The organism is Emergencia timonensis (assembly GCF_900086585.1).
Lineage (GTDB): Bacteria > Bacillota > Clostridia > Peptostreptococcales > Anaerovoracaceae > Senimuribacter > Senimuribacter timonensis.
Window position 1 is genome coordinate 2094674 of record NZ_FLKM01000009.1, and the last position, 25394, is coordinate 2120067.

At 43.7% G+C, this 25394-nt stretch carries 16 protein-coding genes; 1 reads left to right on the top strand and 15 read right to left on the bottom strand.

Annotation, left to right across the window (positions count from 1 at the left end):
* Positions 1-280: 280 nt before the first annotated feature.
* On the bottom strand, positions 281-1744 hold the full coding sequence (locus tag BN6539_RS20790) for a GntR family transcriptional regulator (RefSeq protein WP_067542807.1): 1464 nt from the start codon (positions 1742-1744) through the stop codon (positions 281-283).
* Between the two features lie 247 nt (positions 1745-1991).
* On the opposite strand from BN6539_RS20790, the gene BN6539_RS20795 reads away from it, so the two are divergent.
* Positions 1992-4580 carry a hybrid sensor histidine kinase/response regulator gene (locus BN6539_RS20795; protein WP_067542810.1) on the top strand — a complete coding sequence of 863 codons (2589 nt, stop codon included), beginning with the start codon at positions 1992-1994 and terminating at the stop codon, positions 4578-4580.
* Positions 4581-4996: 416 nt separating this feature from the next.
* Here the strand turns inward: BN6539_RS20795 and BN6539_RS20805 are convergent, their stop codons facing one another.
* The 14 genes from BN6539_RS20805 to BN6539_RS20870 all read right to left on the bottom strand — a co-directional run bounded on the left by BN6539_RS20805 (position 4997) and on the right by BN6539_RS20870 (position 25392).
* On the bottom strand, positions 4997-7516 hold the full coding sequence (locus BN6539_RS20805; RefSeq protein ID WP_067542816.1) for an ABC transporter permease: 2520 nt from the start codon (positions 7514-7516) through the stop codon (positions 4997-4999).
* Positions 7509-8192 (bottom strand): ABC transporter ATP-binding protein, encoded by a 684-nt coding sequence (locus BN6539_RS20810; RefSeq protein WP_067542819.1) that lies wholly within the window; start codon positions 8190-8192, stop codon positions 7509-7511. Before BN6539_RS20810 ends, BN6539_RS20805 begins: the two co-directional genes overlap by 8 nt.
* Positions 8193-8291: 99 nt before the next feature.
* Positions 8292-9203 carry a sensor histidine kinase gene (locus BN6539_RS20815; protein ID WP_067542822.1) on the bottom strand — a complete coding sequence of 304 codons (912 nt, stop codon included), beginning with the start codon at positions 9201-9203 and terminating at the stop codon, positions 8292-8294.
* Positions 9200-9409 carry a hypothetical protein gene (locus BN6539_RS20820; RefSeq protein WP_067542825.1) on the bottom strand — a complete coding sequence of 70 codons (210 nt, stop codon included), beginning with the start codon at positions 9407-9409 and terminating at the stop codon, positions 9200-9202. Before BN6539_RS20820 ends, BN6539_RS20815 begins: the two co-directional genes overlap by 4 nt.
* A gap of 20 nt (positions 9410-9429) precedes the next feature.
* Positions 9430-10095, bottom strand: a complete 666-nt coding sequence (locus tag BN6539_RS20825; protein ID WP_067542828.1) for a response regulator transcription factor — start codon at positions 10093-10095, stop codon at positions 9430-9432.
* Positions 10096-10378: 283 nt separating this feature from the next.
* A complete protein-coding gene (locus tag BN6539_RS20830) occupies positions 10379-14707 on the bottom strand; it encodes a Cna B-type domain-containing protein (protein WP_067542831.1) in 4329 nt (1442 codons plus the stop codon).
* A gap of 154 nt (positions 14708-14861) precedes the next feature.
* On the bottom strand, positions 14862-16160 hold the full coding sequence (locus BN6539_RS20835; RefSeq protein ID WP_067542833.1) for a sensor histidine kinase: 1299 nt from the start codon (positions 16158-16160) through the stop codon (positions 14862-14864).
* Complete coding sequence (locus BN6539_RS20840; RefSeq protein ID WP_067542836.1) at positions 16157-16900, bottom strand: LytR/AlgR family response regulator transcription factor; 744 nt, start codon at positions 16898-16900, stop codon at positions 16157-16159. The genes BN6539_RS20835 and BN6539_RS20840 overlap by 4 nt, the downstream gene beginning before the upstream one ends.
* A 192-nt stretch (positions 16901-17092) precedes the next feature.
* A complete protein-coding gene (locus BN6539_RS20845; RefSeq protein WP_082907655.1) occupies positions 17093-17323 on the bottom strand; it encodes a hypothetical protein in 231 nt (76 codons plus the stop codon).
* 26 nt (positions 17324-17349) lie between these two features.
* On the bottom strand, positions 17350-21174 hold the full coding sequence (locus tag BN6539_RS20850; protein ID WP_067542842.1) for a PolC-type DNA polymerase III: 3825 nt from the start codon (positions 21172-21174) through the stop codon (positions 17350-17352).
* Positions 21171-22214 (bottom strand): flavodoxin-dependent (E)-4-hydroxy-3-methylbut-2-enyl-diphosphate synthase, encoded by a 1044-nt coding sequence (gene ispG / locus BN6539_RS20855; protein ID WP_067542845.1) that lies wholly within the window; start codon positions 22212-22214, stop codon positions 21171-21173. The genes BN6539_RS20850 and ispG overlap by 4 nt, the downstream gene beginning before the upstream one ends.
* Positions 22211-23206: an RIP metalloprotease RseP gene (rseP, locus tag BN6539_RS20860; protein ID WP_067542848.1), complete on the bottom strand. Its 996-nt coding sequence runs from the start codon at positions 23204-23206 to the stop codon at positions 22211-22213. Before rseP ends, ispG begins: the two co-directional genes overlap by 4 nt.
* A complete protein-coding gene (locus tag BN6539_RS20865; RefSeq protein WP_067542851.1) occupies positions 23203-24336 on the bottom strand; it encodes a 1-deoxy-D-xylulose-5-phosphate reductoisomerase in 1134 nt (377 codons plus the stop codon). The genes rseP and BN6539_RS20865 overlap by 4 nt, the downstream gene beginning before the upstream one ends.
* 270 nt (positions 24337-24606) lie before the next feature.
* Positions 24607-25392 carry a phosphatidate cytidylyltransferase gene (locus tag BN6539_RS20870; RefSeq protein ID WP_067542854.1) on the bottom strand — a complete coding sequence of 262 codons (786 nt, stop codon included), beginning with the start codon at positions 25390-25392 and terminating at the stop codon, positions 24607-24609.
* Positions 25393-25394 lie beyond the last annotated feature (2 nt).

Consider the following 25394-nt stretch of genomic DNA (forward strand, 5'->3'; position numbering starts at 1 on the left):
GGAGTAAAGGCAAGACTATATAATTCAGCCGGCGTAATAAAAAAAGAAACCGGTCAATAATACGGCAGACGGCTAAACAGACAAGGGTTTAAGGCAACATGTACGAAAAGGGACGAAAACATGGTGCAGCAGCTGGCTGGAGGACAAACCCGAGTGCTCATCTACTTCACTGTGGAGGAAGCGATGGGCTGCGGCCACAACAAGCGGAAAGGGGTAGCCTTTTGGCAGAGAGAACGAAAAGAAAACAGACAAAAGGATATCCCTTTCCATTACTTGCTGACTAGTACTTCTCTGGAACCCGAATATAAGCTACATTACGAAACTTATATTTTTCTACCATATGCTTCTTCATACGACTCAAATTGTAACGGTAACAATCTGCTATGCCATCCGCAAAGGAATCTGCATTACCTTCCCTTAACTGCTGAAGTGCAAGAATGACTTGCTTGTTGAGATGTGAAAGTGTATGTTTTTTGGACTGATAATAAGCAAAATGGTGCCCCCATTCAAGAAGATGATTGGTTTCAGATAAGATAACATATAAAGGTTCTAGCGTGGTATGTTTCATTATGGCTTCCAAAATATCTGCCAAATAAACAGAGTCAGAAGAAGTAAATCTATCTGCCAACTCGTCCAGTTCTTCACTAGTAAACTGTGGGGCTGCAGCTAAAGCGGCCGGGCGAATAATTAGCACCATTAGCTGCAGAGCGTGAAGGTAACGCAGTGATTTTTCTACATATCCGGAATTAAGAGCCAACTGATGAAGTTTCGTACTATCGGGTTCTATAACGATAGTGCCTTTACCGTTTAATGTCTTTACGAAACCTCTTTGTTCGAGTTCTGACAAAGCCTTTCTGACCGTGGATATAGAGACATCATATTGGCTGGCCAATTGCTTCTCATATGGAAGAAACATTCCAACAGAATACTCTCCAAGACCGATTTTTAGATTCAGGTCATCAACAATCTTTGAATAACAATAATCCTGACCACGCATGGGATTCCACGAAAACTTCAAACCAGTTTGTGAGGGACATTTTGGGGTGATCTCTGACAGGTAATTTATCGTATTCTCAATGAAATCCGTAAGTTTCTGATACATATTTGAGAGCAGTTTGTACTTTATGAGTGGATCATCGCCTTTTAAAATATCTGGAATGACATTTGCTACAGATACAGCTTCCTGTAAAGAATGCTTAGAGAAATAGGGGCACTCTTCTGTAAAGAATGTAAGTTTATTATAAAGGCCGAACGTAGAATAGAGTTCGCTGAATAGGGAATTACCACCTATTCTCAATATATCATATCCTAATTTAGAGGGAGGACGCCATCCACCAGCGGCAGGTCCTAAACGCAATGCTTTCACAGCCTGTTTATAGTGAGGCAGTACCTCCACATCACACCCCTGCAATGCAAAAACCAAAAGGGAAGGAAGTATTAGAGCAAAAGTTTGATATACCTGTAAGATCCCTTCTTTTCGTTTCAAAATCTCAAAAACTGTGTTTGAGGAATTACAAATATCTTTTGTTGAAACAACAATCGGTGCAAGGCGAGGCTGAATATCAATCAATCCTTCCTCCCTCAAAGCGTCAAAAACGCGGTTAATCGTATATCTGCTTACATGGAATTGTTCGCAATACATCCTTGAGGATGGCAAGGCATTTCCATGAGGTATCTGCCCATCCAAAATGCTCTGTTTAATTTCGTTATATACAAACGAAAATTTTGTTTCTTGTGGTTTCATAGCTCGTCTCCTATCAGTCAGATTATATCATGATGAACTTATTTTGTCAGCATGAAAAGCGTAAACCTATTTGCACACCTTACCAATATGAATATTGTCAGCATGTAAGGAGGACATTTATAATAAAAAGGTAAAATTAATAGAAAAAAGTTTGAGTATCGTGGAAAAGCAAAAATCAGGTGACCATATGTTTTCTAAACGAGGAAGAAGGCAGCCAGACAACATATAAAATGGAGGAATTGTGATTATGAATCTAAAAGATTGTTATATAAAATTCGTGGAAAACAGTAAAAAAAAGAATTCTACAACGCGTTTTCTAATATGCAGTTTCATTGGACTTTTGATCTTTAGTATTATTATTTTCAGTCTGCTCGGAGTCTATATGAGCCGAAAAAGTAAAAATACTGTTTATGAAATTGGGAATATTTATATGTCTGGAATGAATGAACAGATGTCCAGACACTTTGAAACTGTGATTAAATTACGTTTTGATCAGGTCAGCGGCGTTGTTTCTGTTGTCTCAACAGAGAACAAAGATAGGGCGAATCTATATGAAGAACTTGTATACAGGGCGCAGGTCAGGGGGTTTGATTATTTAGCGCTTTGTTCTGCTGAGGGAGATTTTCAGACACTTTATGGACAATCCATACAGCCACTTAATCCAGAACCTTTTGTTGAAGCATTATTACAGGGGGAACAACGAGTCGCCGTGGGTGTTGATGCTGATGGAAATGAAGTGGTATTGTTTGGCGTTGGTGCAGCTTACCCGATGCACAATGGAGATAGGAGCACCGGCCTGATTGCAGCCGTTCCCCTTGAATATATTACCGATTTTCTTTCCTTAGAAAATGAAGAGCAGCTGATGTATTATCATATCATCAGGCCAGATGGCAGCTTTGTAATACAGAACTCCAACACAGAGTTACAGTATTTCTTTGAGCAGCTGCAAAAGCAGCTTGATTCTACAGCAAATGAGTTATCAGTAGAAAATTCTATTAAAGAGTTTGGTGTTGCACTAAAATCTCATCAGGAATTTGCTACGACATTTGAAGTAAAGGGTGAAGAACGGCAAATATACGGTATCTCATTGCCCTATTCTGAGTGGTATTTAGTATCGGTAATGCCTTATAGTATATTGGACGATGCCATAAATAATCTGAGCAGCCAGCGTATGTTCATGACATTATTGTCCTGTGCTTCTATTTTGGTCATTCTGACACTGATTTTTCTTCGGTATTTCTCCATAACTCGTTCTCAAGTACATGAATTGGAGATGGCCCGGCAGGCGGCTCTTGAAGCGAACAAAGCCAAAAGCGAATTTTTAGCAAATATGAGCCATGATATCCGTACACCCATGAATGCAATCGTGGGCATGACTGCCATTGCCACAGCCCACATAAATGACCGGAAACAGGTACAGAACTGCCTTAGAAAAATCACATTATCGAGTAAACATCTATTAGGACTGATCAACGATGTTTTGGATATGTCTAAAATCGAAAGTGGAAAATTAACTTTAACAACAGAACAGATTTCATTAAGGGAAGTTGTTGAAGGAATTGTTAATATTATGCAGCCACAGGTTAAGACAAAAAAACAAACCTTTGACATACATGTTGAAAATATCTTAACAGAAAATGTGTGGTGCGACGGTGTCCGCTTGAATCAGGTTTTACTAAATCTCTTATCAAATGCAACCAAGTATACACCGGAGAGCGGTTCGATACAATTATCCCTTTCTGAAGAAAAATCTCCGAAAGGTGACAATTATGTCCGCATTCATATCAAGGTCAAGGATAACGGAATTGGTATGTCGCCCGATTTCCTGAAAAAAATATATGAATCCTATAGCCGCGCGAATGGAGCCAGAATACATAAAACTGAGGGCGCCGGTTTGGGAATGGCGATTACTAAGTACATCGTGGACGCAATGGAAGGAACCATTGATATAAAAAGTGAACTTGATAAGGGTACCGAATTTCTTCTCACATTTGATTTTAGAAAAGCAGTTGCCGAGGAGATGGATATGGTTCTTCCTTCATGGAAAATGCTGGTGGTTGATGATGACAAATTGTTATGTGAGACAGCCACGGACGCACTAAAATCAATTGGAATCAAAGCGGAATGGACATTAAGCGGAGAAAAGGCAATAGAACTGGTAATCCAACATCATCGAAAGAGAGATGATTATCAAATCATTCTATTAGATTGGAAACTGCCAGGCATGAATGGGATTCAGGTTGCAAAAGAAATTCGGCGTAAATTGGGAGATGACGTACCGATTCTGCTGATTTCTGCATACGACTGGAGTGAATTTGAAGCGGAGGCCCGTGAAGCGGGAATTAGTGGTTTTATCTCCAAGCCCCTTTTTAAATCCACTCTGTATCATGCTTTGCGACAGTATATGGACATTGAAACAGAACATGACCAGACATTGAATCAAAATATGAATCTATCCGGACGTCGTATTCTGCTTGCCGAGGATAATGAGCTTAACTGGGAGGTGGCAAGAGAATTGTTATCTGACTTGGGCGTAGAACTGGATTGGGCAGAAGATGGACAGATCTGTCTGGATAAGTTTCAAAAATCATCAGCAGGGTATTACGATGCCATTCTGATGGACATACGGATGCCGCATATTACAGGATATGAGGCCACAAAGGCAATTCGGGGGATTAATCATCCCGATGCTTTATCTATCCCAATCATTGCTATGAGTGCAGATGCTTTTTCAGATGACATCCAGCATTGCCTGGCGTGCGGTATGAATGCCCATATAGCAAAGCCGATCGACGTTATAGAGCTGACCCGCTTATTAAAAAGATATCTAGTATGATTCTAGTCCTGAAAAGCGCGTGTCCGAAGGCACGCGCCTTTATATTTATCACCAGTCCTCACCCTTTCGTATTTAGGTGCAGTTTTTATATCAGAACCTTGACAAACAGCAGGCAATTCGTTAATATCAGCATTCAAGGCCGCATCCCTTTGGCATTTGTTTTTGCGTTTAAGACCTTTTTAGCACTTTCCAAATCTTCTGCACAAAGAAAAGGACGCAATCTCAACGACTGCGCCTTTTCCTGCGATATTTAATTAAGAAAGAACGTTCAAAAGAAATTATTTTCTGTAACCCTATCTCCTTTTGACACTTTTAGTATAACAATCTTTTGTGACGTTTCTGTTAAGAAATCTTATCGCTTTGGTGTCAATTTTTATCATCATATCGACAACAATGAGACAAGCCGGTACGATCTTCTAATCGTTCCTCAGCCTTTCTACAATAGCCTCTTTGCTCATTCTCCGGTAGTTATAAATGGGCACCGCAACAGCAATTAAGGCCATCAGCGGCAGACAGACGAAGCTGGCAGCAAGGCTGGGATGGTAGTTGAAGAAAAAAGCTCTGCCGACGGTGTTTAAAATCATCGGCCTTGCGATGGCCATGCCGGCTGTATCTGCCAAGAGAACTGCTGTCAAAAGATAGATCAATCCCTCTGTAATCAGCATCTTTCTGATTTGTTTCTGTGTCTGCCCCACTGCCTCTAACAAGGCAAGCTCTCTTCTTCTGGCCATAATTGTGACAGAGGAAGTGTTGAAGAAGTTCAGCAGTCCGATTACAAACAGTACTGCCGACAACAGTCCCAAAATCATATAATATTTCTCAGCAAATCCTCTGCACTGATCCAGAACCGATAATCTGGATTCCACATAAAGCGACGGTCTTATCTCTTTGGTACGTTGGGTCAGCCACTGGTCATAAGCCTTTTCCTTCCCATCCTTTACATCGATCCCCGCCATCATTGCATTCCTGCTGCCGCCTAAGGCGGTATATTCTGACACGGGCAAATAGAAAGAGCAGTCGAAGATGGTCTCTATGGCGCCAAATCGATAAGTCAAATCATAGGGCATCCATCCTATGGCGAGCACCGTATACTCCTTGCCCTTTTCCAGTTCCAAGGTGATCTTATCTCCCGGATCATAAAAAGTACCGAAACCCTGAACCAAATCGCTGACGATGACATAGTCTCCTTTGGCAAATTCTTCATAAGACGGCCCCGCTTCTATAAACTTCATCTTTTCATATGCCTCCCGGTTAAGGCCCATGACATGGGCCACAGCTTCTCGATTCTCCAGATACTTTTTCTCCTTCTCCAGCTCATAACCATTAATATATTTTTCTTTCTCTGCCTGATCTATAATCTTCTTTAAATTCCCATAGCCCTTGTCGTCCAGCGGATACGTGATGTTGTCGTTATAGATCAAAGCCACCTTTTCCGTGTCTTTTTGAGCAGTAACCTCATCAATAAATTCCGGCGACACCGCATGCATATTAGATGAATAAGCGCTGTTCGTGATTCCAGATACGTCAAAATCATAAGAAGCGTAAATGTTCAAAAACTGATCGTAATCGAAGCTTTTGGTGAGAGAATAGGATGCATTGAGAAGCGTCATGGGCAGCGCCAATGATATGACCACCAATACAGCTCTTTTCCATGAGCGCTTCATATTGCTGAATGCCATGGTAAATGGCGTAATCTTACCTGTCTTCTTGCCGGACTTCTTATGCTTTTCCTCCAGATTCATCCTCACCGCGTCCACAGGGGAAACCTTAGCTACGATACGAGCTGGCATCTGACATCCGATATAGATTGTCAAAGCAGCAAAAGATGCTGAGGCGATAAATATCAGCGGATTGATCGAAGGCTGCACCGTAATCACACCCATGGCCGAATTATCTGAAAGCAGGTACGGCGTCATAGCCAGGCCGATAAAATACCCGATTGCCAGTCCCAAAGGGATTCCGATGACGGAAAGGGTCAGGGCCTGCCTGCGGACGATGGATTTCAACTGTCTGCCAGTTGTCCCGATGTTCTTCAGCAGCCCGTAAGTCCTGATATCGTTATTGACTGAGATGCGGAAGATGTTGTAAATAATCAGGTAGCCGGAAGCAAATATTATCAGCAGCAAAACGAGAACTGAATCAAAGGGAAAGGAATCTTCTGCAAAGATATCGTAGGCAGAATTGGAATAAATTCTACCGTACGTATCGCTGATGTGATACTTCTTCTCCATTTCATTGACGATATCGGTTAGGTGAAAGGTATCCTCACACCAGATATACAGCGTGTAAGCTCCTTCCGTTTCCTTTTCACCGAGGGATGGGGCTGCAGCCTTTGACATTTTATCCTGGCAGAATGCCTTGGACACCCACGCATTCTGAACGGTGGAAAGAGGGTCTCCTTTCCAGTATCCGCTGAGGACAAACATCTGCGACACCTTTTTTCCGCCAAGGGTATACTGCAGCTTCACTTTCGTTCCCACTTTTCGAGGCAGATCCAGAATATCCAAGGTGATAGTGCTCAGAGCGATTTCATCGTATTTCTCGGGCATCCTGCCTTGAGTGGGAGTGCAGAGGACCGCTTCTGCCCCTTTTTTATCGGCATATCTCATCTCGGTAGCCGAGTTTACGAACTGCTCATTGACAAGCTGCGAAATCATGATGCTGCAGCCAAAGGCCGCTATCTTCTCATCTTTGGCAACTTCCGTAAACTTCTTATAAGTCAAATTCTCCGCGGTAATATGACTTTGATTCACGTTCATTCGAAATTCCTGCTGCTGTGTGGACTTCATCATGGACAACAGGGCTGAAAATAGCGATGTAAACATGACGGTAGTCATGATAATCGCAATGATCGCGATGAGGTTCCTTCCTTTATTGACCTTCATGAAGCGATTGGCAACACTGTGAACAGTCTTTTTGCTGTCTACTTTAATCATGGAATTCACCTCTGCTTACAATCTGTCCATCCTCGATACGCACGATACGATCCGCCATCTGGGCGATTTCCTCATTATGGGTGATGATGACCATGGTTTGGTGGAATCGCTGGCTGGTCACCTTGAGCAGACCCAATACATCCTGACTGGTTTTGCTGTCCAGATTTCCCGTAGGTTCATCCGCCAGCAGGATAGCTGGCTTTGCTGCCAGAGCCCTGGCAATGGCAACTCTTTGCTGCTGTCCGCCCGAAAGCTTATTGGGAAGCCTGCGCAGTTTATCCGACAGTCCGAGGATCTTAATTATTTCGTCGGTATAGGCAGTATCCGCCTCTTTGCCATCGAGTCCAACAGGCAGCAATATATTTTCTTGTACGTTCATCATGGGAACTAAGTTGTAATTTTGAAAGACAAAACCGATATTCCGGCGACGAAAGATGGTCAGCTCGTCATCTGTCATTTCAGATAGTTCATTTCCATCTACCATTACGCTGCCGGCCGTCGGTTTGTCCAGACCGCCGAGCATATGAAGCAGGGTTGATTTTCCACTGCCGCTGGTTCCAACGACTGCTAGAAACTCCCCCTTCTCCACCGATAGATTCACACCATCCAGTGCGTGAACTTCTGTTTCACCTCTGCCATAAACCTTCGTTAATTCTCTCGTCTGTAAAATAATCATGTCGAACCTCCCAAAAATAGTCTGCATTGTTATTACAATACAGACTATATCGTATAAAAGTATCAGGCTGGTTTCTTAAATATCACACTTTTGATATATTTATTTATATTCGGGCAGAAATACAGAGAAACAGGACCCTTGACCGGGTTTTGAAGTCACTTTAATATAACCGCCTTCTGATTCTATGATTTCGCGGGCTAAATACAGGCCCAGGCCGACGCCTTCCTGCTCTGCCGCTTGTCTGCTGCGATAGAAGCGGCCAAAGATTTTCGGAATCTCTTCTTCTTCCATGCCGAAGCCATCGTCCTTAATATCGATACGGGCAAAGAGCTGGTAAGCGGTAAGAGAGATTTCTACTCTGCCGCCCCTTGCTGTATATTTAATGGCATTGTCCAAAATATTAAAGCAGGCTTCTCTCGTCCACTTGAAATCGCACAGAGCGGTTAGCGATTTCTCTCCCCGCTCAAAAACTAGGTCGATGTCCTTGTCCACTGCTTTCTGCCTGCCTTGCTCACAGACAGATTCCATCAATTCCCAGAGATCATTTTCTTTCGACTGGGTTTTTATGATACCTGTTTCCAATCTGGATGTTTTGACGAGAGATTTCAGTAAAAAATCCAGCTTTTCCGCCTGTCTTCCAATGGCTTGTACTTTTTCTTCCTGCGCAGTTCCCGCCAGCTCTTCCTCTAGGAGTTGACTGTAAATCATGATATTGGAAAGTGGTGTAACAGTCTGGTGAGAAATATCAGAAATCAAAGTCTGAATCCTTCCTTTTTGCTCCTGCAGATTTTCTTCGCTGAGTATGCTGTCAGCGAGAAACCGTTTCATAGAGTTTTCTATGGAGGAAATCATACTTTCGTCTATCAGCTGCGGCTGAAAACGACCATTGCCGGCGTCCTCCAGCATCTTTCCCAAACGCTGCAGAAGCCTTTTCTGACGATGTCTTAGGTAGAACACACCTGCCAAAAGCGCAGCGATGATAAAAATAGAGAGAATGTGGATTACGCTCATTTCAATTTCCTCTTCAAAACTCTCGCAGCAATCAATATGATGATACATGGCACCAGAAATTCAATACATCTGAATATGACGTAATAATAAAACGGCAGAGCATACATCAGATATTTTTCATAGTCTACCCAAAGGCTGACACCAAATCCAACAATGAAAAGAACACATATTATATATAAGAGCTTCGGATAATTTTCTCTTTTCATTTTCTTCCTCCTTCCATATTCTATTGAAAACAATAACCAATGCCATATACAGTTTTGATATGCTGCGGTTCTGCTGCATCCTCGCCTAATTTATCGCGCAGTCTTTTAATCGTTACTGTCAGAGCGTGGCCGTCGACGTATTCGCTGTCTCCATCCCACACACCATCGATCAAAAGTTCTCGCGACACTGTCTTACCCTTATTTTCAACCAAAATGCGCAGCAGCTTCTGTTCTGTCTTGCTTAATTCTACGGTCTGTCCCTTGACGCTGAAAATCATCCGCTCAAAATCAAAGAAAAAGTCGCCTTCGGTTATGACCTGGGAATCTGCCTTGCGTAGCTGGACCCCGACCCTGGCCCGCAGAACCATAAGGCTGAAAGGTTTCGTAATATAGTCGTCTGCACCGGACTCCAGTCCAGTAACGATATCCGTTTCCATATTATTCGCCGTCAGCAAAATGATCTTAGTCCGCCGGCCGGCGGACTTGATCTCTCGCAGAAGATCCAGACCGCTGCCGTCCGGGAAGTTGACATCCAAAATAAGCAAATCCGGGTTCGCTTCTTCCACGGCCGTCCTCGCTTCTGTCAAAGTATAGCTTTGCAAAAAGTTTCTTCCTTCCTCTCGCAGGCTTAATTTAATGCCTTCGTTCAGCTGTCTGTCATCTTCTGCAATTAAAATCTTTATCATGATAGTTCCTCTCTCGTATACCTGTTGTGTCAATACCATCTTACAGGAAAAATCAGATTTGTCAATTGCTCAAAATCGGTAAGAAAGACAAAGTTCAATAAATGGATACGCCTTTACACGAAAAAGCTCCGCATCTCTGCGGAGCTTTTTCGGCGATATTTAATTAAGAAAGAACGTTCAAAAGAAATGATTGTCTGTAACCCTATCTCCTTTTGACACTTTCAGTATAGCAATCTTCTGTGACGGTTCTGTCAAGAAAAGTTATCGCTTTGGTGTCATTATCTTAATGATTACCTTTATATTTCTTATTATAAACAAGTTTTACACCCGCAAGCCCTGCACCTGATAACAGCAACATAAGCAAAGCAACCATAAGAGGCGTATCGTCTCCAGTTTTCGGGGTTTCGGCCGACTTTGGTTTATCCTCCCTTGTTGCCGGCTCAACAGGCAGATATTCACTCGGCGGTAGCACTGGATTATCAGGATTACCTGGATTACCAGGAAGTAATTCGTCTGGCGGTAATACCGGTTTGTTCGGTGTGTCTGGAACATCTGGCGTATCTGGCGGTGTTACTGGTACGCCAGGTGTATTAGGAATTAACTTATTGGTAATCGTCCATTCACTTCCACTTCCTGAAACACTGCTTTCATAGGTACCTGCAAGACTGTCTGTATCCTCTTTCACCGTATATACATAATCATTTTCCGCTTCGTCCTTTACCGGCTGGTTAGTGAAAAGAACTGATTCCGGCCACACTCCAAGAGAATTAGGCTTTATGGTAATGAAGCTGATTCGTTCGCCATTGCGATACAGCCATACCTTGATAGAATCTGGACGTTTGTTGCCACTGTTATTTTGATCTGACCAAACTTTCTTAACAGAGATATCCACTGTCTCTGTCGTATTCTCGCCAATAGTCACATTGCCATTGCTGCCGATGCCGCCGCCATTCTGCTCGGCCTTATTTCCCGTTATGAAAACCTTTGCTAAAGCCTCTGCTCCTGTCGCATCAGGGCTGCCAGCTTTGCAGTCTGTGTGTGCATGAATGGATGAAACATTGTGAAGCTCATTGATTGCAATTTCGTCCCCATTATCATCTTTCCAATGGTACAATCCTCCTCCCAACATATATTCAGAAAGAAAGGCATGGGATACACCTCCCACATAAGTATCCCAAACGAGAATATCTTCGGCATCTGTAGCTTCGTTTTGATAAATAGCGCCGCCATTGCTTAAATACAGATTAAAATTGGATGTCGGGCAGTTGGCGATACCGCCGCCTGAAACACCTGCTGTATTATCTCTGATAACTGTGTTATAGAGGTTTAGCTGACCGTTGACAAAAACTTTGCTGCTGTCAAAGTTTTCTCTTCCGCCATTGACGTAAATACCGCCTCCGCCAAATTGGCCGCTTTTGCTGCGGTTGTTCGTTATATATCCTGCGTTGATTGTCGCTTCGCAATTGCATTGTACGAAAATGCCGCCTCCAGTATTTCCCGATGTGTTTCCATCTATATTCCCGCCATTCATGACGAAGCTATTTTTTATATCGACAAACGCAGAATTAATGCTGCCCAAAGATATGCCACCACCAAAGTGGTCGCTTACATTATCTTTGATCGTACCGCCGTTCATGGTGAGGGTTGCGCCATAACCCAGCATGATTGCACCGCCAGCACTTTGATTAATCATTCTGCTATTTTCTGCCGCCCTGTTGTTTTGCATAGTACCCGCATTCATTGTAATCGCTCCACCGTGGGAGTAAATTCCCCCTCCCAGAAGTGCTTTACAGTTTTGAATCGTACCGCCAGCGATATATAGATTTCCGTTATTGTAGATTGCACCGCCGCAAGTGAAGCTGCCGTCGTTTTTCGTTGCGTCATTATTTTGTAGTATTGCATTCTCTAAAACCTTCAGTGTCGACGATGGGTTTACTTTTACCAGGGATGAAGTTCCGCTGGTATTCATCTTACTGGAGCCATCCAGAGTAATATCTTTTAAAGTCAAAGTACCTGAACTGATGCCGACCAGATTTCCTGTAAATCCGGGATAACGCTGCAAGGTTCCATCCAAAGACCATATGGCATCAGAACGAATTTCGACTGTACCAGTGACATAGATTATTGATAATTGTGCATTAGCGTCCAAAACTTCCTTTGCCCGTTGGAAGGACTTTACCGGGGTTTCAAGAGATAGTCCTTCATTTTTATCATCGCCGCTTTTGCCATTGAGATAGACGCCTTTTGCGCTAGTCTTGTGCAGTACGATATTCCCTCCGGCAGCGATGACCGAAACAAAGTGATTGGTAAGACCTTTTATATTTGTCGTGGCGGCAATATCATCTCGATTGCAGCCTTTAACCAGATTTAGATCTGAAGTCGCCGCTGCACCGTTAAACTGTGCTAAAGTCCCGCTGTTCAATGTAAGCTCTAGGGAGTTTACCGAAAAATCTTTTCCAGCGGTAATATATTTATCTTTTCCCAATTCTATCTGTAACGTATTTGCTTCACCATCGATTACCATGGTTTTTCCCTGATGAATGATGGAACCTGATGTGATAGACCCGTTAAGTTGAAAACATCCCTTATTCTTAATGACACCGATAAATTTGCCATCGCCTTTTATTTCTAATTTCGCGTCTTCTCCAATATTAAAGAGTCTGCCTGATGCTCTGACAGTGCAGTCATCAAAATCTATACAGATATTCTTACCCTCTATATCTATGGTTTCACTATTAAAACTAGTGCCGTGATTATCCTCACTACCAGCAATAAGAAAAATGGTGTCTCCGCTTTTGGCCGCTTTAACAGCCTCAGCAAGACTGGTATATTTAATCTGACCAATCTGCGCCACATTGCGTTCTATAAACGCGGTGTATGCCCTTGCCGCCTCGCTGGTTCCACGCAGTTCTCCGTTCTCGGACGTGTTTGATACCTTCTCTTTCCAGACATAATCAGCAAAATTATTTTCGCCGTCCTCCATCTGACTAGCTGAGAGCACATCCACATCTGCATTATACTTATCACTTTTTTCTATATACAAATCATCGCCTCCGCTTTTCGCACTGGTGATGTTATTATATAGAGCGCCTGATTTCATAATCAGATTACCACTTTTGATGTAAAGACCTCCAGTGATAGCTGAAGTTCCTTCACTACGGTTGTCTTTTACAACGGTATCCGTTAGTTTCACGGTAACATTCTTTGAAACATTAGACAAGTCAATTCCGCCTACTTTTGATGTAAGATTATCATTTATCTGGCAATTATTGAAATTAGCCTTCCCTACTTTAACGGAAACTGTCGTTTGAACACTACTATTTTTTGAAATCAGACAATTTCTAAAATTCTTGCTGCCCCAGCCCGATAACATTAAGATATCACTCATGGCGCCATCATTGGATTTATTTTGAGAAAAACTGCATTCATCGGCATCTAAATCATAATCAGACAGATAATATAATGCGGCGCCACAATCAGCAGTGTTTCCTGTTATCTCTGCATTGTTTAATTTAGGGATTACCCCATTGGAACCGATATATAAGCCGCCACCATAGCTACTGCGGTTTCCTTTTATAGCAGTGCTGTCGATGGAACATACTCCCTGATTATAGATACCGCCGCCGTAATAACCTCCTCTGTTATTGCCGATTACAGATTTCTCAATTTCCATAACGCTGCCGGTGTCCATATAGATACCGCCGCCCATACCTCTGTCATATCCCGAATTTGTCACCTGATTATTTTCAATGACCAAATTTTTGCCTATCAATTTTCCGTTATACAAGCTGATGCCGCCGCCATAATCAGGAGACGTATTTCCAGATACTGTACTATCTTCTAAATAGAGCGTACCCCTGACCAGAATACCACCGCCGTAACCGCTGGTAGCCGCGTTCTCTGTCACAGAAAGATTCTCTCCATGCAATTCACCCTGACTATATAAATAGATGCCGCCGCCGAATTTTCCTTTGCCGCCAGTGATCGTACCATTTTTAAGATTCACATTTCCGCTGTGAACCTCATAAGTACTGCCTGACGCGCCAGTGATCGTTTGATTCTGCATGTCCAGAGTATAGCTGACGCCTTTAGACGAAATTGACTCATTTACATCTTTATAAAGCAAAATCGTTTCACCGTTTTTTACAGCGTCAATCGCTGCCTGCAGGGTTTCATATTCAGCAGTACCGATTATTGCTACGGTATTCTCAGAAACTTCCGGCAAGGATGTATCATCGGTTACTTTGTCACCGTCAGCTTTATCATCGTTAACGCCGGTTTCCTCTTCATAACAGACTGCCGTATGGTGATGTGCTTCTTGCTCCGCCTGACCGCAGTTGTACTCTTCGCCTTTGCAATAACAGTCTTCGGTATGTACATGGTTTGCGGCCCCGTTCGATGAAACCTCTTCCCTTTCGCTGCAGATTAGCTCTCCTCCTAGGCAAATACAAGCCTCTGTATGAGTGTGTCCATCAGTCTCTTCCCGACCGCAAATCGGACGTGATTCACCTCCCGAAGCTTCTTCATAATCGGCAAAAGCCTGCACCATCAACGTCGAAAAGACTAGGGTCAGTGCCAGAACGACAACTAATATTTTTCTTAAATTAAACAAATTATATCCACCTTTCTATTTATCGAATAACATATCGCCATATGAATGGTCATTTATCTCTTAATATTTTACAACCCCATCTGCTTCAGTGACAGTACCTCTTTTGCACCATCAACGCCAATTTTACGCAAGCAAAACGTATTTACTGATAACTTTAGCTTTTAGTCAGCATACGGAAATGAAAAAGTCCCTCATCTATAGAGCATTGAAACAAAGCGTCCCATTTGTGCGCATAAGCCTGTATACTTTTAAATCCATATCCGTGACCGGCTCCACGTTCTGAAATAGGCAGACCTGTAGTAGGAGAAATTTTGATACTGCCTTCAAATGTATTAGAAACATCCAGAATTAATTGGCTTTTAACAGGATAAAGTTGCAGCCAGATGTGACGTTTTGCAGAGTCAGCAATGCGCTTTGTTCCATTAAGTGCATTTTCTAAAACATTTGCTACCACCGTCGCAAGTTCAAATTCGTTGATGGAGTCGAAATTGCATGGTAGACTCACTTCAATATCAAAGGTGATTCCCTCGTCTTTCGCTTCTGCCGCAAAGCTAGAAATAATGCCGTTGACAACCACATTTTCACAATATCGCATTCGTAAAGTCCCTTCTGCGTCACCCTCGTATTGATTAAATATTTCATATATTTTCTCCGTTTCGCCATCTTCCAAGCAAGATAAAATCATTCTGCTCATATGGCGAAAATCATGGCGAAGCATGCACATTTTTTCTTCTGCCTGGCGAGCCGCCTCTATCTGATGGCGCAGTCCGTCTGCATAGATTTCCAGAAATTGATTGTTTTCTTCGAGTTCACTGTCTGATCTCTGTTTCGATAACATTTTGAATATGAGGACATATGTAATTGCCATGAGAAACAGCAGAAGAATCATCGTTACACTGTTCTCTAACGTTCTCTGTGCATTTGGCGGCCATTCCTCTCCTAACAGATAATAAATGACATAAAACAAGGACGGAATCAGGCATAACGGGCCCCAGCCATTTGTTTGCATGTCCATTTCCATCTTGTAATCGTTACAAATCAGACGGTTTAAAGCAGCCAGAGATACCCCGTTAGCCACAATCAAAAGGAAAATCGCTATAAGACCAGAATGAAGATAAGTCCATGCCAAAACGCAGATCACATTTCCTATGCGGATGTAAGCAGACGCTGTAATACCTGTAAATAACGCTCGAAAATCCCGATATGAGCACAGGAACACCGCGGTGACCTGGACCAGCAAAATATTGGCGCATCTTGCAAATGTAGAGAATAAAAGACCCTGGTTCTGAAAATATTGCACATACTCTATCGTCCCGGTTATAAATATGCTGACAAGCATCAGGCAAACCGTCGACTTTTTCTTAAATCTCAGCGGAAGGAAGAAATAGAGAAAGAGAAAGAAAAAGACCGTGGATAATCTGGACTGACAGAAAATAAAACAAGATAATGTCATAACATTTTCCCTCCCCGCAAAACAAACTCCATATATTTATTTTTGACCAGAGATAGATGTTTACGGCTAATAGGAATCATTGCTCCGTCATCCATTGTGATTTTATCTGCATGCAGGGTATCAATATGATACAAATTTACGCAATAAGACTTATGCACCTGTACAAAATAAGACATATTTAAAAGTGGAGCTACTGCGTCCTCAAAAGAACCTTCCCGTCTCACGCCAACAATTTTTTTCCCGTCACGCAAAGAAAAGAACACTTCTCTCACGTCGTTTTCAGCATACATGATATTACTGATTGTTACAGATGTGAGGGTCCCATAACCTTTTACAATCATCGTCGGACTCCTTTTGTTTAAAAAGAGCGAATAAGAAAAATCAAGGGCAGACCATAGTTCTTCTTGCTGAATGGGTTTTGTCAGATAACGAATTGCATGCAAACCATACGCCTCGAATGCATATTCTCTATAAGAAGTTATGTAAACGATGGCAGCCTCCAGGTCCCGCCTCCGAATCGCATTTCCAAGTTGGATTCCCGTTACCTGCGGCATGATAACATCCAGAAGGTATAAGTCAAAACTCCTTCCGTTATACAAAACTTCTAGAATTTCACCTGAATCAGAAAAAATTGACAAACTGCCTTCTTCTGGGTGAAACCGGTCAAGCCATAGTTTTACTTCTCTCATTAAAAGCTGTAGATCTTTTTCATCATTGTCACAGATTGCTATTGAAAACATTCTTTCCTCCTCATCTTTGAAATTGATGATCAAGAACATACAACACACCAAAACATACGTATTAATTATATAATCAAGTCCTTTCACAAGATATTGTCAATTTTGCTCTGACACCGCCATTTTTGCACAAAAAAACTGCCGCAGTCTGAGAAGTTGACTCTCATTGATGCAACAGTTTCTTACTATACGATATTAAAAATTCATTAGTTTACCGGCTAAAATGAGGATACCAGCCAGAATGCAGGCGATGCCTGCCAGCATTTCCCGTCTGCCAATTCGATTGGCATAGGCTTCCTCGTCCATCTCTTTCCGCTTCTTGTCGACAAGGTTTTGTACCATATCATACCGCTTCTTCACCTTAATCATATATCCGGTCACTGTAAAAATAACGCCAAGCACTAAGAACAATATTCCGATAATCAAAGTTCTTCCCTCCATATCTCATTCAATTAAAACAACGATAACTGGTCCGTTTCAGGCAGGCCTTCAAATACACCGTGTGTTCGCAACGCTTCCACAGCGGTTTTGTTCAGTTTAGAACGATGTACTGCCTCTTCAATGGTTCCAAATGGTTTTTCCTCGTAAGCGTCGGCAAAGGCCTTTGCCGCTGTATCTCCCACGCCGTCAAGGGCGACGAATGGCAGGAGCACTTTTCCTTCGTCGGACCAGAACTTCAACGCTTGGGATTTTCCCAGTCGGGCCATTGCGAATTCGTAACCTCTGGAATACATTTCGTAAGCGACTTCCAGGATCAAGATATCACTCTGCTCTTTAGCTGTCGCATTGTTACCCATGGCATTAATCATCTCGATGCGGTCCAGACAGGCCTGGGGGCCTTTGAGGATTGTATCCGCATCAAAGTTTGCCACTGTACTGGTAAAGTAGGTCGCATAGAATTCTACTGGGTAATATACCTTATACCAGGCCATACGGAAAGACATCATCACATAAGCCACCGCATGGGCACGAGGGAACATGTACTGGATTTTAATACAGGAATCTATGTACCAGTCAGGAACGCCGTGTTCCTTCATCACTGCCAGCTGCTCATCCTTCAGCGGCCTGTTCTTACGAACGTCCTCCATGATCTGGAAAGAAGTTTTGTTTTCAATCCCCTTCAGAATCAGGTAGTTCATAATGTCGTCTCGGGTGGAGATCACTTCTCTCATGGTAGCGACTCCGGATCGGATATAATCCTGGGCGTTGTTCAGCCACACGTCTGTACCGTGAGAGAAACCGGATATACGGACCAGGTCCGCAAACTTGTCAGGTTTCGTGTCGTCCAGCATCTGCCTTACAAAACCGGTGCCGAATTCCGGGATGGCGTATGAGCCATGGGTAAATTTATAATCCGGATCTTTAATGTCCAGGGCTTCTATTCCGTTAAAAATCGAAAGCACCTTCCTGTCCGTCAGGTCAGCCTTCATGGGGTCGATGCCTGTCATATCCTGCAGCTGTCTGATCATGGAAGGAATGTTGTGTCCCAGGATATCCAGCTTCAAAAGGTTCTCATCGATCTTATGATAGTCGAAATGGGTGGTGATAATGTCTGACTTCACGTCGTTGGCCGGGTGCTGCACCGGACAGAATTCATAGATTTCATGGTCATCCGGCACGATGATAATGCCGCCCGGATGCTGTCCTGTCGTTCTTTTGACCCCCGTGCAGCCCTGGGTCAGTCTGTCCGCCTCAAATTTATTGATCGGCCGGTTGAACTCATCTGCAAACTTCATGACATAACCATACGCGGTCTTATCCGCTACAGTGCCTACCGTGCCAGCTTTAAATACGTTCTTTTCCCCAAAGATTTCACCAACATATTTATGTGCTGTCGCCTGGTATTCACCGGCAAAGTTCAAGTCGATATCCGGCTCCTTATCGCCGTTAAATCCTAGGAATGTAGCGAATGGAATTGTGTAGCCGTCTCGGTGCATCGGTGTTGCGCATTCTGGGCAGTCCAATTCCGGCATGTCGATACCGCAGTCGTAGAGTTCCATGTCTCCCCATATGAGTTTTTTGCAGTTCGGACAGATATAGTGGGGTTCCAGCGGATTTACTTCCGTAATGCCTGCCATGGTCGCTGCAAAGGAAGATCCTACGGAACCTCGGGAGCCTACCAGATAACCGTCTTCCATGGATTTGTGCACCAGCATCTGCGCCGAAACATACATGACTGCATAGCCGTTGTCGATGATGGAACTTAGTTCCTTCTCCAGACGTTCGCCAATCCGATCTGGCAGAGGATCCCCATAGATGCTGTAGGCTTTTTCCATGCAGGTCGTACGCAGAGTTTCTTCCGCACCTTGAATTTTAGGCGGGAACTTTCCCTTTGGCACCGGCAAAATTCCTTCATCAATCATATCTGCAATCTTGTTGGTGTTTTCGATTACGACTTTATAAGCCGTTTCTTCCCCTAAATAGCTGAATTCCTCCATCATCTCGTCAGTCGTTCTCATATACAGACCCTGACCGTTTTCGGCATCCTTGAAGCCCATGCCAGCCATCAGAATATTCCTGTAAATCGCCGACTCCGGCTCATCATAATGCGCGTCTGTAGTTGCAACTACAAGTTTTCCCATTTTGTCAGCCAAAGCGACGATCTGCCGATTGTGTTCTTTCAGTTCCTCTTTACCTGAAACCATACCGTTATCGATCATAAACTGATTATTAATTAAAGGCTGAATCTCCAGATAGTCGTAAAAAGATGCAATCTCTTCAATTTCCTCCTGGCTCTTTCCTCCCGCAATAGCGCGGTAAACCTCGCCGGCTTCGCAGGCAGAGCCGATAATCAGTCCCTCTCGATGTTCTTCAATCAAAGATTTTGGCAGCCGCGGTCTCTTATAAAAGTAGTTGAGATGAGAGTAGGATACCAGCTTGTATATGTTTTTCAGGCCCTCTTGCGTCCGCGCCAAGAGGATTATGTGATTGGTCGGCTTCTTCTTAAAATCGATGGTGCCGTCAGCATTGTGACAGTCGCTGTCGTCAAAGACATAACCTTCCATGCCGTAAATGATATTGATATGAATCGGATTGTCTTTATTGCCGGCAAGCTTTTTGGCCGTCTTGGCGGCATCAGGGAAGCTCTGTACAACACCGTGGTCTGTAATCGCAACGGCTGGCTGCCCCCAATAGGCTGCCGTCTTTACCAGATTCTCCACCTCGTTCAATCCATCCATGGCGCTCATTTTCGTATGAGCGTGCAGCTCTACTCGTTTTCCGCCTTCAAAGGTGTCTTCTCTCTTTTTAATCTTGCTCTTATTGATATCCTTTAACATGACGACGAGGCAGTTGTCATATCTATCCCACTCCGTCTCACCGCGGACTTTTATGTAGTCTCCGCTTTTCAGCAGAGAATCGATTTCGTCCCACTTATTATTAGAGCAAAAAGCCTTCAGACAGACAGATGTCTTTTTGTCGGTTATCAAAAGAGTCACTAGCTTTTTTTCATTCTTAATCGGCCTTGAATCTTTCTTAAATAAAATACCTTCGACGATCACCACCCCTGAGTCTGCGGACAGACTGGAAAGTGATACAGATTGTCCCATGATATCTTTTCCCATAATGCGGTTTCCTTCGGCCGGCGCCTCTTTTTCTCTTCGTTTCCAGCCGCCCTTCTGCTGACCGCCGCCAAATCCGCCGCCCTGGCTATTTCCTCCGCCGTCAAAAGCCGGCTTGTCCGGCTGGCTCTTGCGTACTTCTGCTGCAGCTCTTGTGGCTGCTGCAAGGGACGCTTTGATATCCGACTCCTCAGAAGCTTTCCAGCTTTCAGCGGCTTTTGAGTAAACCTCTTCGTCGTTAAGGAATGTAACCTGGGTGTTGATGCCAAAATTATCGTTTAGTAACTGTTGGAACAGATGGGCTACTTTTTCGTTGAGCTGTTCTGTAGACAGCTTTCCTAAAGCGTAAATCTTCAGATGCTCGCCATCAAAAGTAAACTTATCTGTCTGTATCGTCTTTGTAATGGCCGCATATTTTCCGTTGATAATCTCAATCATATGCGGTATGAAGAGCTTGACAGTCTCTTTCTCATCTAAAATCATATCAGCATAGATGTACTCAAATTTTACATCGCTGAGATGATCGATGGAATGAAGTATGATGCCTCGCAATTTCTCCATATCCAAGGAAGGCATGATAAAATTGAGCCGTAGTTTGATAGTCAGTACTCCCGTCTCTTTTGAAATCACAGCCTCTGTAATGTCATAATGATATTCACCAGTTTCGTGGTTGCCGATTCCCTGCCAGTTTATATGTTTGTCAATTAATTCTCTCATTTTCCCTCTATCGCATTCATCAATTCGTCTACAATGTCTTTTTCTTCTACCGTCTTCACTATTTCACCCTTGGAGAAGATAACGCCTTTGCCTGTCCCTCCAGCTACGCCAAAGTCTGCTTCTTTTGCTTCTCCTGGTCCATTTACGACGCAGCCCATAACAGCCACTTTCAGCCCCGGCCTTATGTCAGCCGCAGATAAGCGCCGCTCCACCTCTTCGGTCAGCGCTTGCAATTCCACTTTGGTTCTTCCGCAAGTCGGGCAAGAGACCAAATCCACCTTCGGCGTTCGACAGCCTGCCGCCTCTAAAATCTCCTGTGCATAGTAAACTTCCTCTACGGGATCTGCCGTTAAGGACACTCTCATGGTATCACCAATTCCTTCCAGCAGCAACGATCCGATGCCGATGGCAGATTTCACTTTCCCCCTCTTCAGCGTTCCCGCTTCTGTGATGCCGATATGTAAGGGATGCTCCGTCTTTTCGGCCACCAGCTTATGTGCTTTGTAATTCATCAAAACATCTGATGATTTTAAGGAAACCACCAGATGATCATAACCCATATCTTCAATAATCTGCACATTACGCAGTGCACTTTCGGCCAGTCCCTCTGCAGTAACACCGCCATTCTTATCAAGAATGTCTTTCTCCAAAGAGCCGGAATTCACGCCGATTCGGATGGGAATATTCCGCTCTCTGGCAGCGTCCACGACAGCTTTGATCCGATCCCGGCTGCCGATATTTCCCGGATTGATTCTGATTTTATCTGCTCCGGCTTCCATGGCGGCGATTGCCAGTCGATAATCAAAATGGATATCGGCTACCAGAGGAATTTCCACCTGGGAACGTATTTTCTGCAGTGTCCAGGCGCTTTCCATGTCAGGAATTGCAATTCTTACAATATCGCAGCCCGCTTTTGTGAGTTGGTTAATCTGGGCCAGCAGCGCCTCTTCATTCCGCGAATCCACATTGGTCATAGACTGGATGGATATCGGCGCGCCGCCTCCGATATAGACATTTCTGCACTTTACTTGCTTACTCATGTAAATAACCTCGTTATATCATTCCACGTTGCAAATACCATCAACCCCAGCAGCAGAACCATACCTGCCGCGTGGATTTTCCCTTCTAAGTCGTCGCTGATCATTCTGCCCGTAATCATTCTGATGAAAACAAAGAGAATACGGCCTCCGTCCAGTGCAGGTATAGGCAAAAGATTGAGGATTGCCAGATTCAAACTCATCAGCGCAATCAGATATCCGAAATAGGATATTCCGTAATTGGTCGTTTCACTGACCATGGTCACCATGCCAATCGGGCCAGCGATTTCAGAACTAGGAACTGCTCCCGTTATCAGCTGTTTGAGCATATCAAACATCATAACCGTCATATTCCAGGTTGCCTTTGCGCCATTTTTGGCAGCAGTAAAGACATTGTGACTGATCTCCGGCGTAATACCAACTATATATCTGCCGTCGTCACCCTTTTGCGGGTTGGCGTTAAGTGTCAGTTCCTCGCCATTTCTATCCACTGTAATCGCCAGTGATTTCTCTGATTTTCCAATAGCGGCAGTCAGATCCTGCCAAGAGTTGATCTCTGTATCGTTGACGGCCAGAATCTTATCACCTGTTTCCAGTCCCGCCTCATACGCAGGGCTGGCATCTTGTACTTTGTCAATAGACGTGGTCGCACTGCCGACGTAACCCATGATGATAGACAGCACTAATATTGCGATAAGCACATTCATTCCAGCGCCAGCCAGCAAAACGGAAATCTTGGCCCACCAAGGTTTGTTGCAAAAAGCTCTGTCGTCGTCAGAGGCTTCATTCTCCGCTTCCATGGCGCAATAACCTCCGATGGGAACCAATCTGATCGCATACAGGGTCTCTCCTTTTTGCCTTTTATAGATTGCCGGTCCCATACCGAAAGCAAACTCATTTACCTTTACACCCACCGCTTTTGCTACCACAAAGTGGCCCAGCTCGTGTGGAAAAATTAACAGTACAAATAAAATAATTGCATAAACAATTGTCATCCCATAACCTCTTTACGTATTATTTGATCGATTTCGATAATATCATTTAACCCTAAATTATATGAAGGCGTGTGAAGTTCTAGTATTTTTTCTATGTTCTTTTCAATATCGACAAAGGAAATTTTTCCCTTTAAAAATTGATCTACCAAAACCTCGTTGGCCGCATTCATGACTACAGGATAGCTGCCCCCTGCTTCTGACGCCGCATAGGCCAGTTTGATACAGCCGAACACGTCTGTATCCGGTTCCTCAAAGGTCAGATTTGCCCCTTCCTGAAAGAAGTCTAAGCTTCTGCCTTCATAGGGAATCCTCTCTGGATAACCTAGGGCGACGCTGATAGGAATTCTCATATCGGGCAATCCCATCTGTGCAATCACAGAGGTGTCCTCAAACTCGACTGCCGAATGAACGATGGACTCAGGATGGACGAGAACCTGAATATCAGTCAATGGCACATCAAACAGCCATCGAGCTTCAATCACTTCTAATCCTTTGTTCATCATGGTTGCCGAATCTATGGTAATCTTCCTGCCCATGGTCCATTTCGGATGCTTTAACGCCTGTTCCAACGTCACTTCTTCTAGCTGCTTTCGGTTATATCCTCGAAAAGGTCCGCCGGAAGCGGTGAGCAAAATTCTTTTAATCCTCTTACCCTGATTTCCCTGCAGACACTGAAAAATTGCGCTGTGTTCACTGTCTACGGGAAGCAGCTTGACGCCAGACTTGTGAACCGCATCCATCACCAACTCTCCGCCTGCAACCAAAGTCTCTTTATTAGCCAATGCGATATCCTTGCCGGACCGGATTCCTCGATAGGTCGGCACCAATCCACGCATTCCCATCAAAGAATTGAGGAGAATTTCACTATCATCCTCTGCAGCAGCAATCAGTCCCGTCTCACCGTACATGACCTCTAACTTTGGATATCTCTTTGCCAATATCAAAGCATCTGTCTCATCGGCCGTCACAACCAAACGGGGCGAAAATTCTTCTATCTGTTTTGACAATTCTTCGATGTTTTTCCCGCAGGTCAGTGATGTCACTTTAAATCGATCCCTATTTGCTCTAATCACATCCAACGCCTGGGTACCGATAGAACCTGTACTGCCGAGTATGGCCACTTTCTTCATAAATCTATTATCTCCTAAATATTTCAATTCACGCATCTTTTTAGAACCGCTGAAAGGTCAGAAACACTGAATCATTATCTACATTATATTACCAAAGGATGATGACGATATAATGAACGTCTCCGATCCTCCGACATTGTCGCAAGGTTACGTTCATTGAATCACGATTTTCGTTCTATTTTACAGAAGTATAATCGTGATATAACAGTTCCTTCCGATCTTACGACGTTGTCGCAAGGTCGGAACTGTTGAATTGTAATCTCAATTGTATTATAAGAGGATGATTACAATATAGTAATACACCACTGGGGCGGTAAACAGAACGCTGTCGAAACGGTCCAGGATGCCGCCGTGTCCAGGTATCAGATTGCCATAATCTTTAATCCCCATTTTCCGTTTATATGCAGATGCAGTCAAATCTCCGCACTGAGAAAGGATTGCGCCGATGAAACCAATCATCACACAGTGTAGCCAAATCATCGGAACGACAAAATATCCAAATAAACCGCAGCAGATGACGCTGCCGATGGTGCCTCCCACTGCTCCCTCGATGGTCTTTTTGGGGCTCAGATTTGGGCATAACTTGTGTCTTCCCAGGAAAAAGCCAGTAAAGTATGCAAAAATATCGGTACAGAACGCTGATAAAAGAACTAGCCAGATTAAAATTGAGTATTCCTGTGTCTGATCCACCAATACCACATGGTAAGAGAAAAACACCACATAGATAATACCTAACATGGTTGCCATACCGTCTTCTAACTTTCTCTCGTTAATCTTAAATATATAGATGGAGCTGGCCATGATGCTGGCAGCCAGCCACGCCAAGATAAATTCGTGATACTGCGGCCAAAAGCCATTAATCATATAGAGCACGAACATGCTCACATATGCAATGGGTTCCGAAGGATGAATATCCATCGCTTTAAAGCCATTAAAGAATTCTCTGATGCCGACTAAACCTACAAAGATACACATGGCTGTCAGCCAGTAGCCACCCAGATAAACTAACACCAGAAGCGGCACCATACACAGTCCTGAAATAATTCTCGTCTTCATAT

Coding starts and splice junctions, on each gene's coding strand:
- BN6539_RS20790 (WP_067542807.1), bottom strand. CDS start 1,744: ATGAAACCACAAGAAACAAAATTTTCGTTTGTATATAACGAAATTAAA.
- BN6539_RS20795 (WP_067542810.1), top strand. CDS start 1,992: ATGAATCTAAAAGATTGTTATATAAAATTCGTGGAAAACAGTAAAAAA.
- BN6539_RS20805 (WP_067542816.1), bottom strand. CDS start 7,516: ATGATTAAAGTAGACAGCAAAAAGACTGTTCACAGTGTTGCCAATCGC.
- BN6539_RS20810 (WP_067542819.1), bottom strand. CDS start 8,192: ATGATTATTTTACAGACGAGAGAATTAACGAAGGTTTATGGCAGAGGT.
- BN6539_RS20815 (WP_067542822.1), bottom strand. CDS start 9,203: ATGAGCGTAATCCACATTCTCTCTATTTTTATCATCGCTGCGCTTTTG.
- BN6539_RS20820 (WP_067542825.1), bottom strand. CDS start 9,409: ATGAAAAGAGAAAATTATCCGAAGCTCTTATATATAATATGTGTTCTT.
- BN6539_RS20825 (WP_067542828.1), bottom strand. CDS start 10,095: ATGATAAAGATTTTAATTGCAGAAGATGACAGACAGCTGAACGAAGGC.
- BN6539_RS20835 (WP_067542833.1), bottom strand. CDS start 16,160: ATGACATTATCTTGTTTTATTTTCTGTCAGTCCAGATTATCCACGGTC.
- BN6539_RS20840 (WP_067542836.1), bottom strand. CDS start 16,900: ATGTTTTCAATAGCAATCTGTGACAATGATGAAAAAGATCTACAGCTT.
- BN6539_RS20850 (WP_067542842.1), bottom strand. CDS start 21,174: ATGAGAGAATTAATTGACAAACATATAAACTGGCAGGGAATCGGCAAC.
- ispG (WP_067542845.1), bottom strand. CDS start 22,214: ATGAGTAAGCAAGTAAAGTGCAGAAATGTCTATATCGGAGGCGGCGCG.
- rseP (WP_067542848.1), bottom strand. CDS start 23,206: ATGACAATTGTTTATGCAATTATTTTATTTGTACTGTTAATTTTTCCA.
- BN6539_RS20865 (WP_067542851.1), bottom strand. CDS start 24,336: ATGAAGAAAGTGGCCATACTCGGCAGTACAGGTTCTATCGGTACCCAG.
- BN6539_RS20870 (WP_067542854.1), bottom strand. CDS start 25,392: ATGAAGACGAGAATTATTTCAGGACTGTGTATGGTGCCGCTTCTGGTG.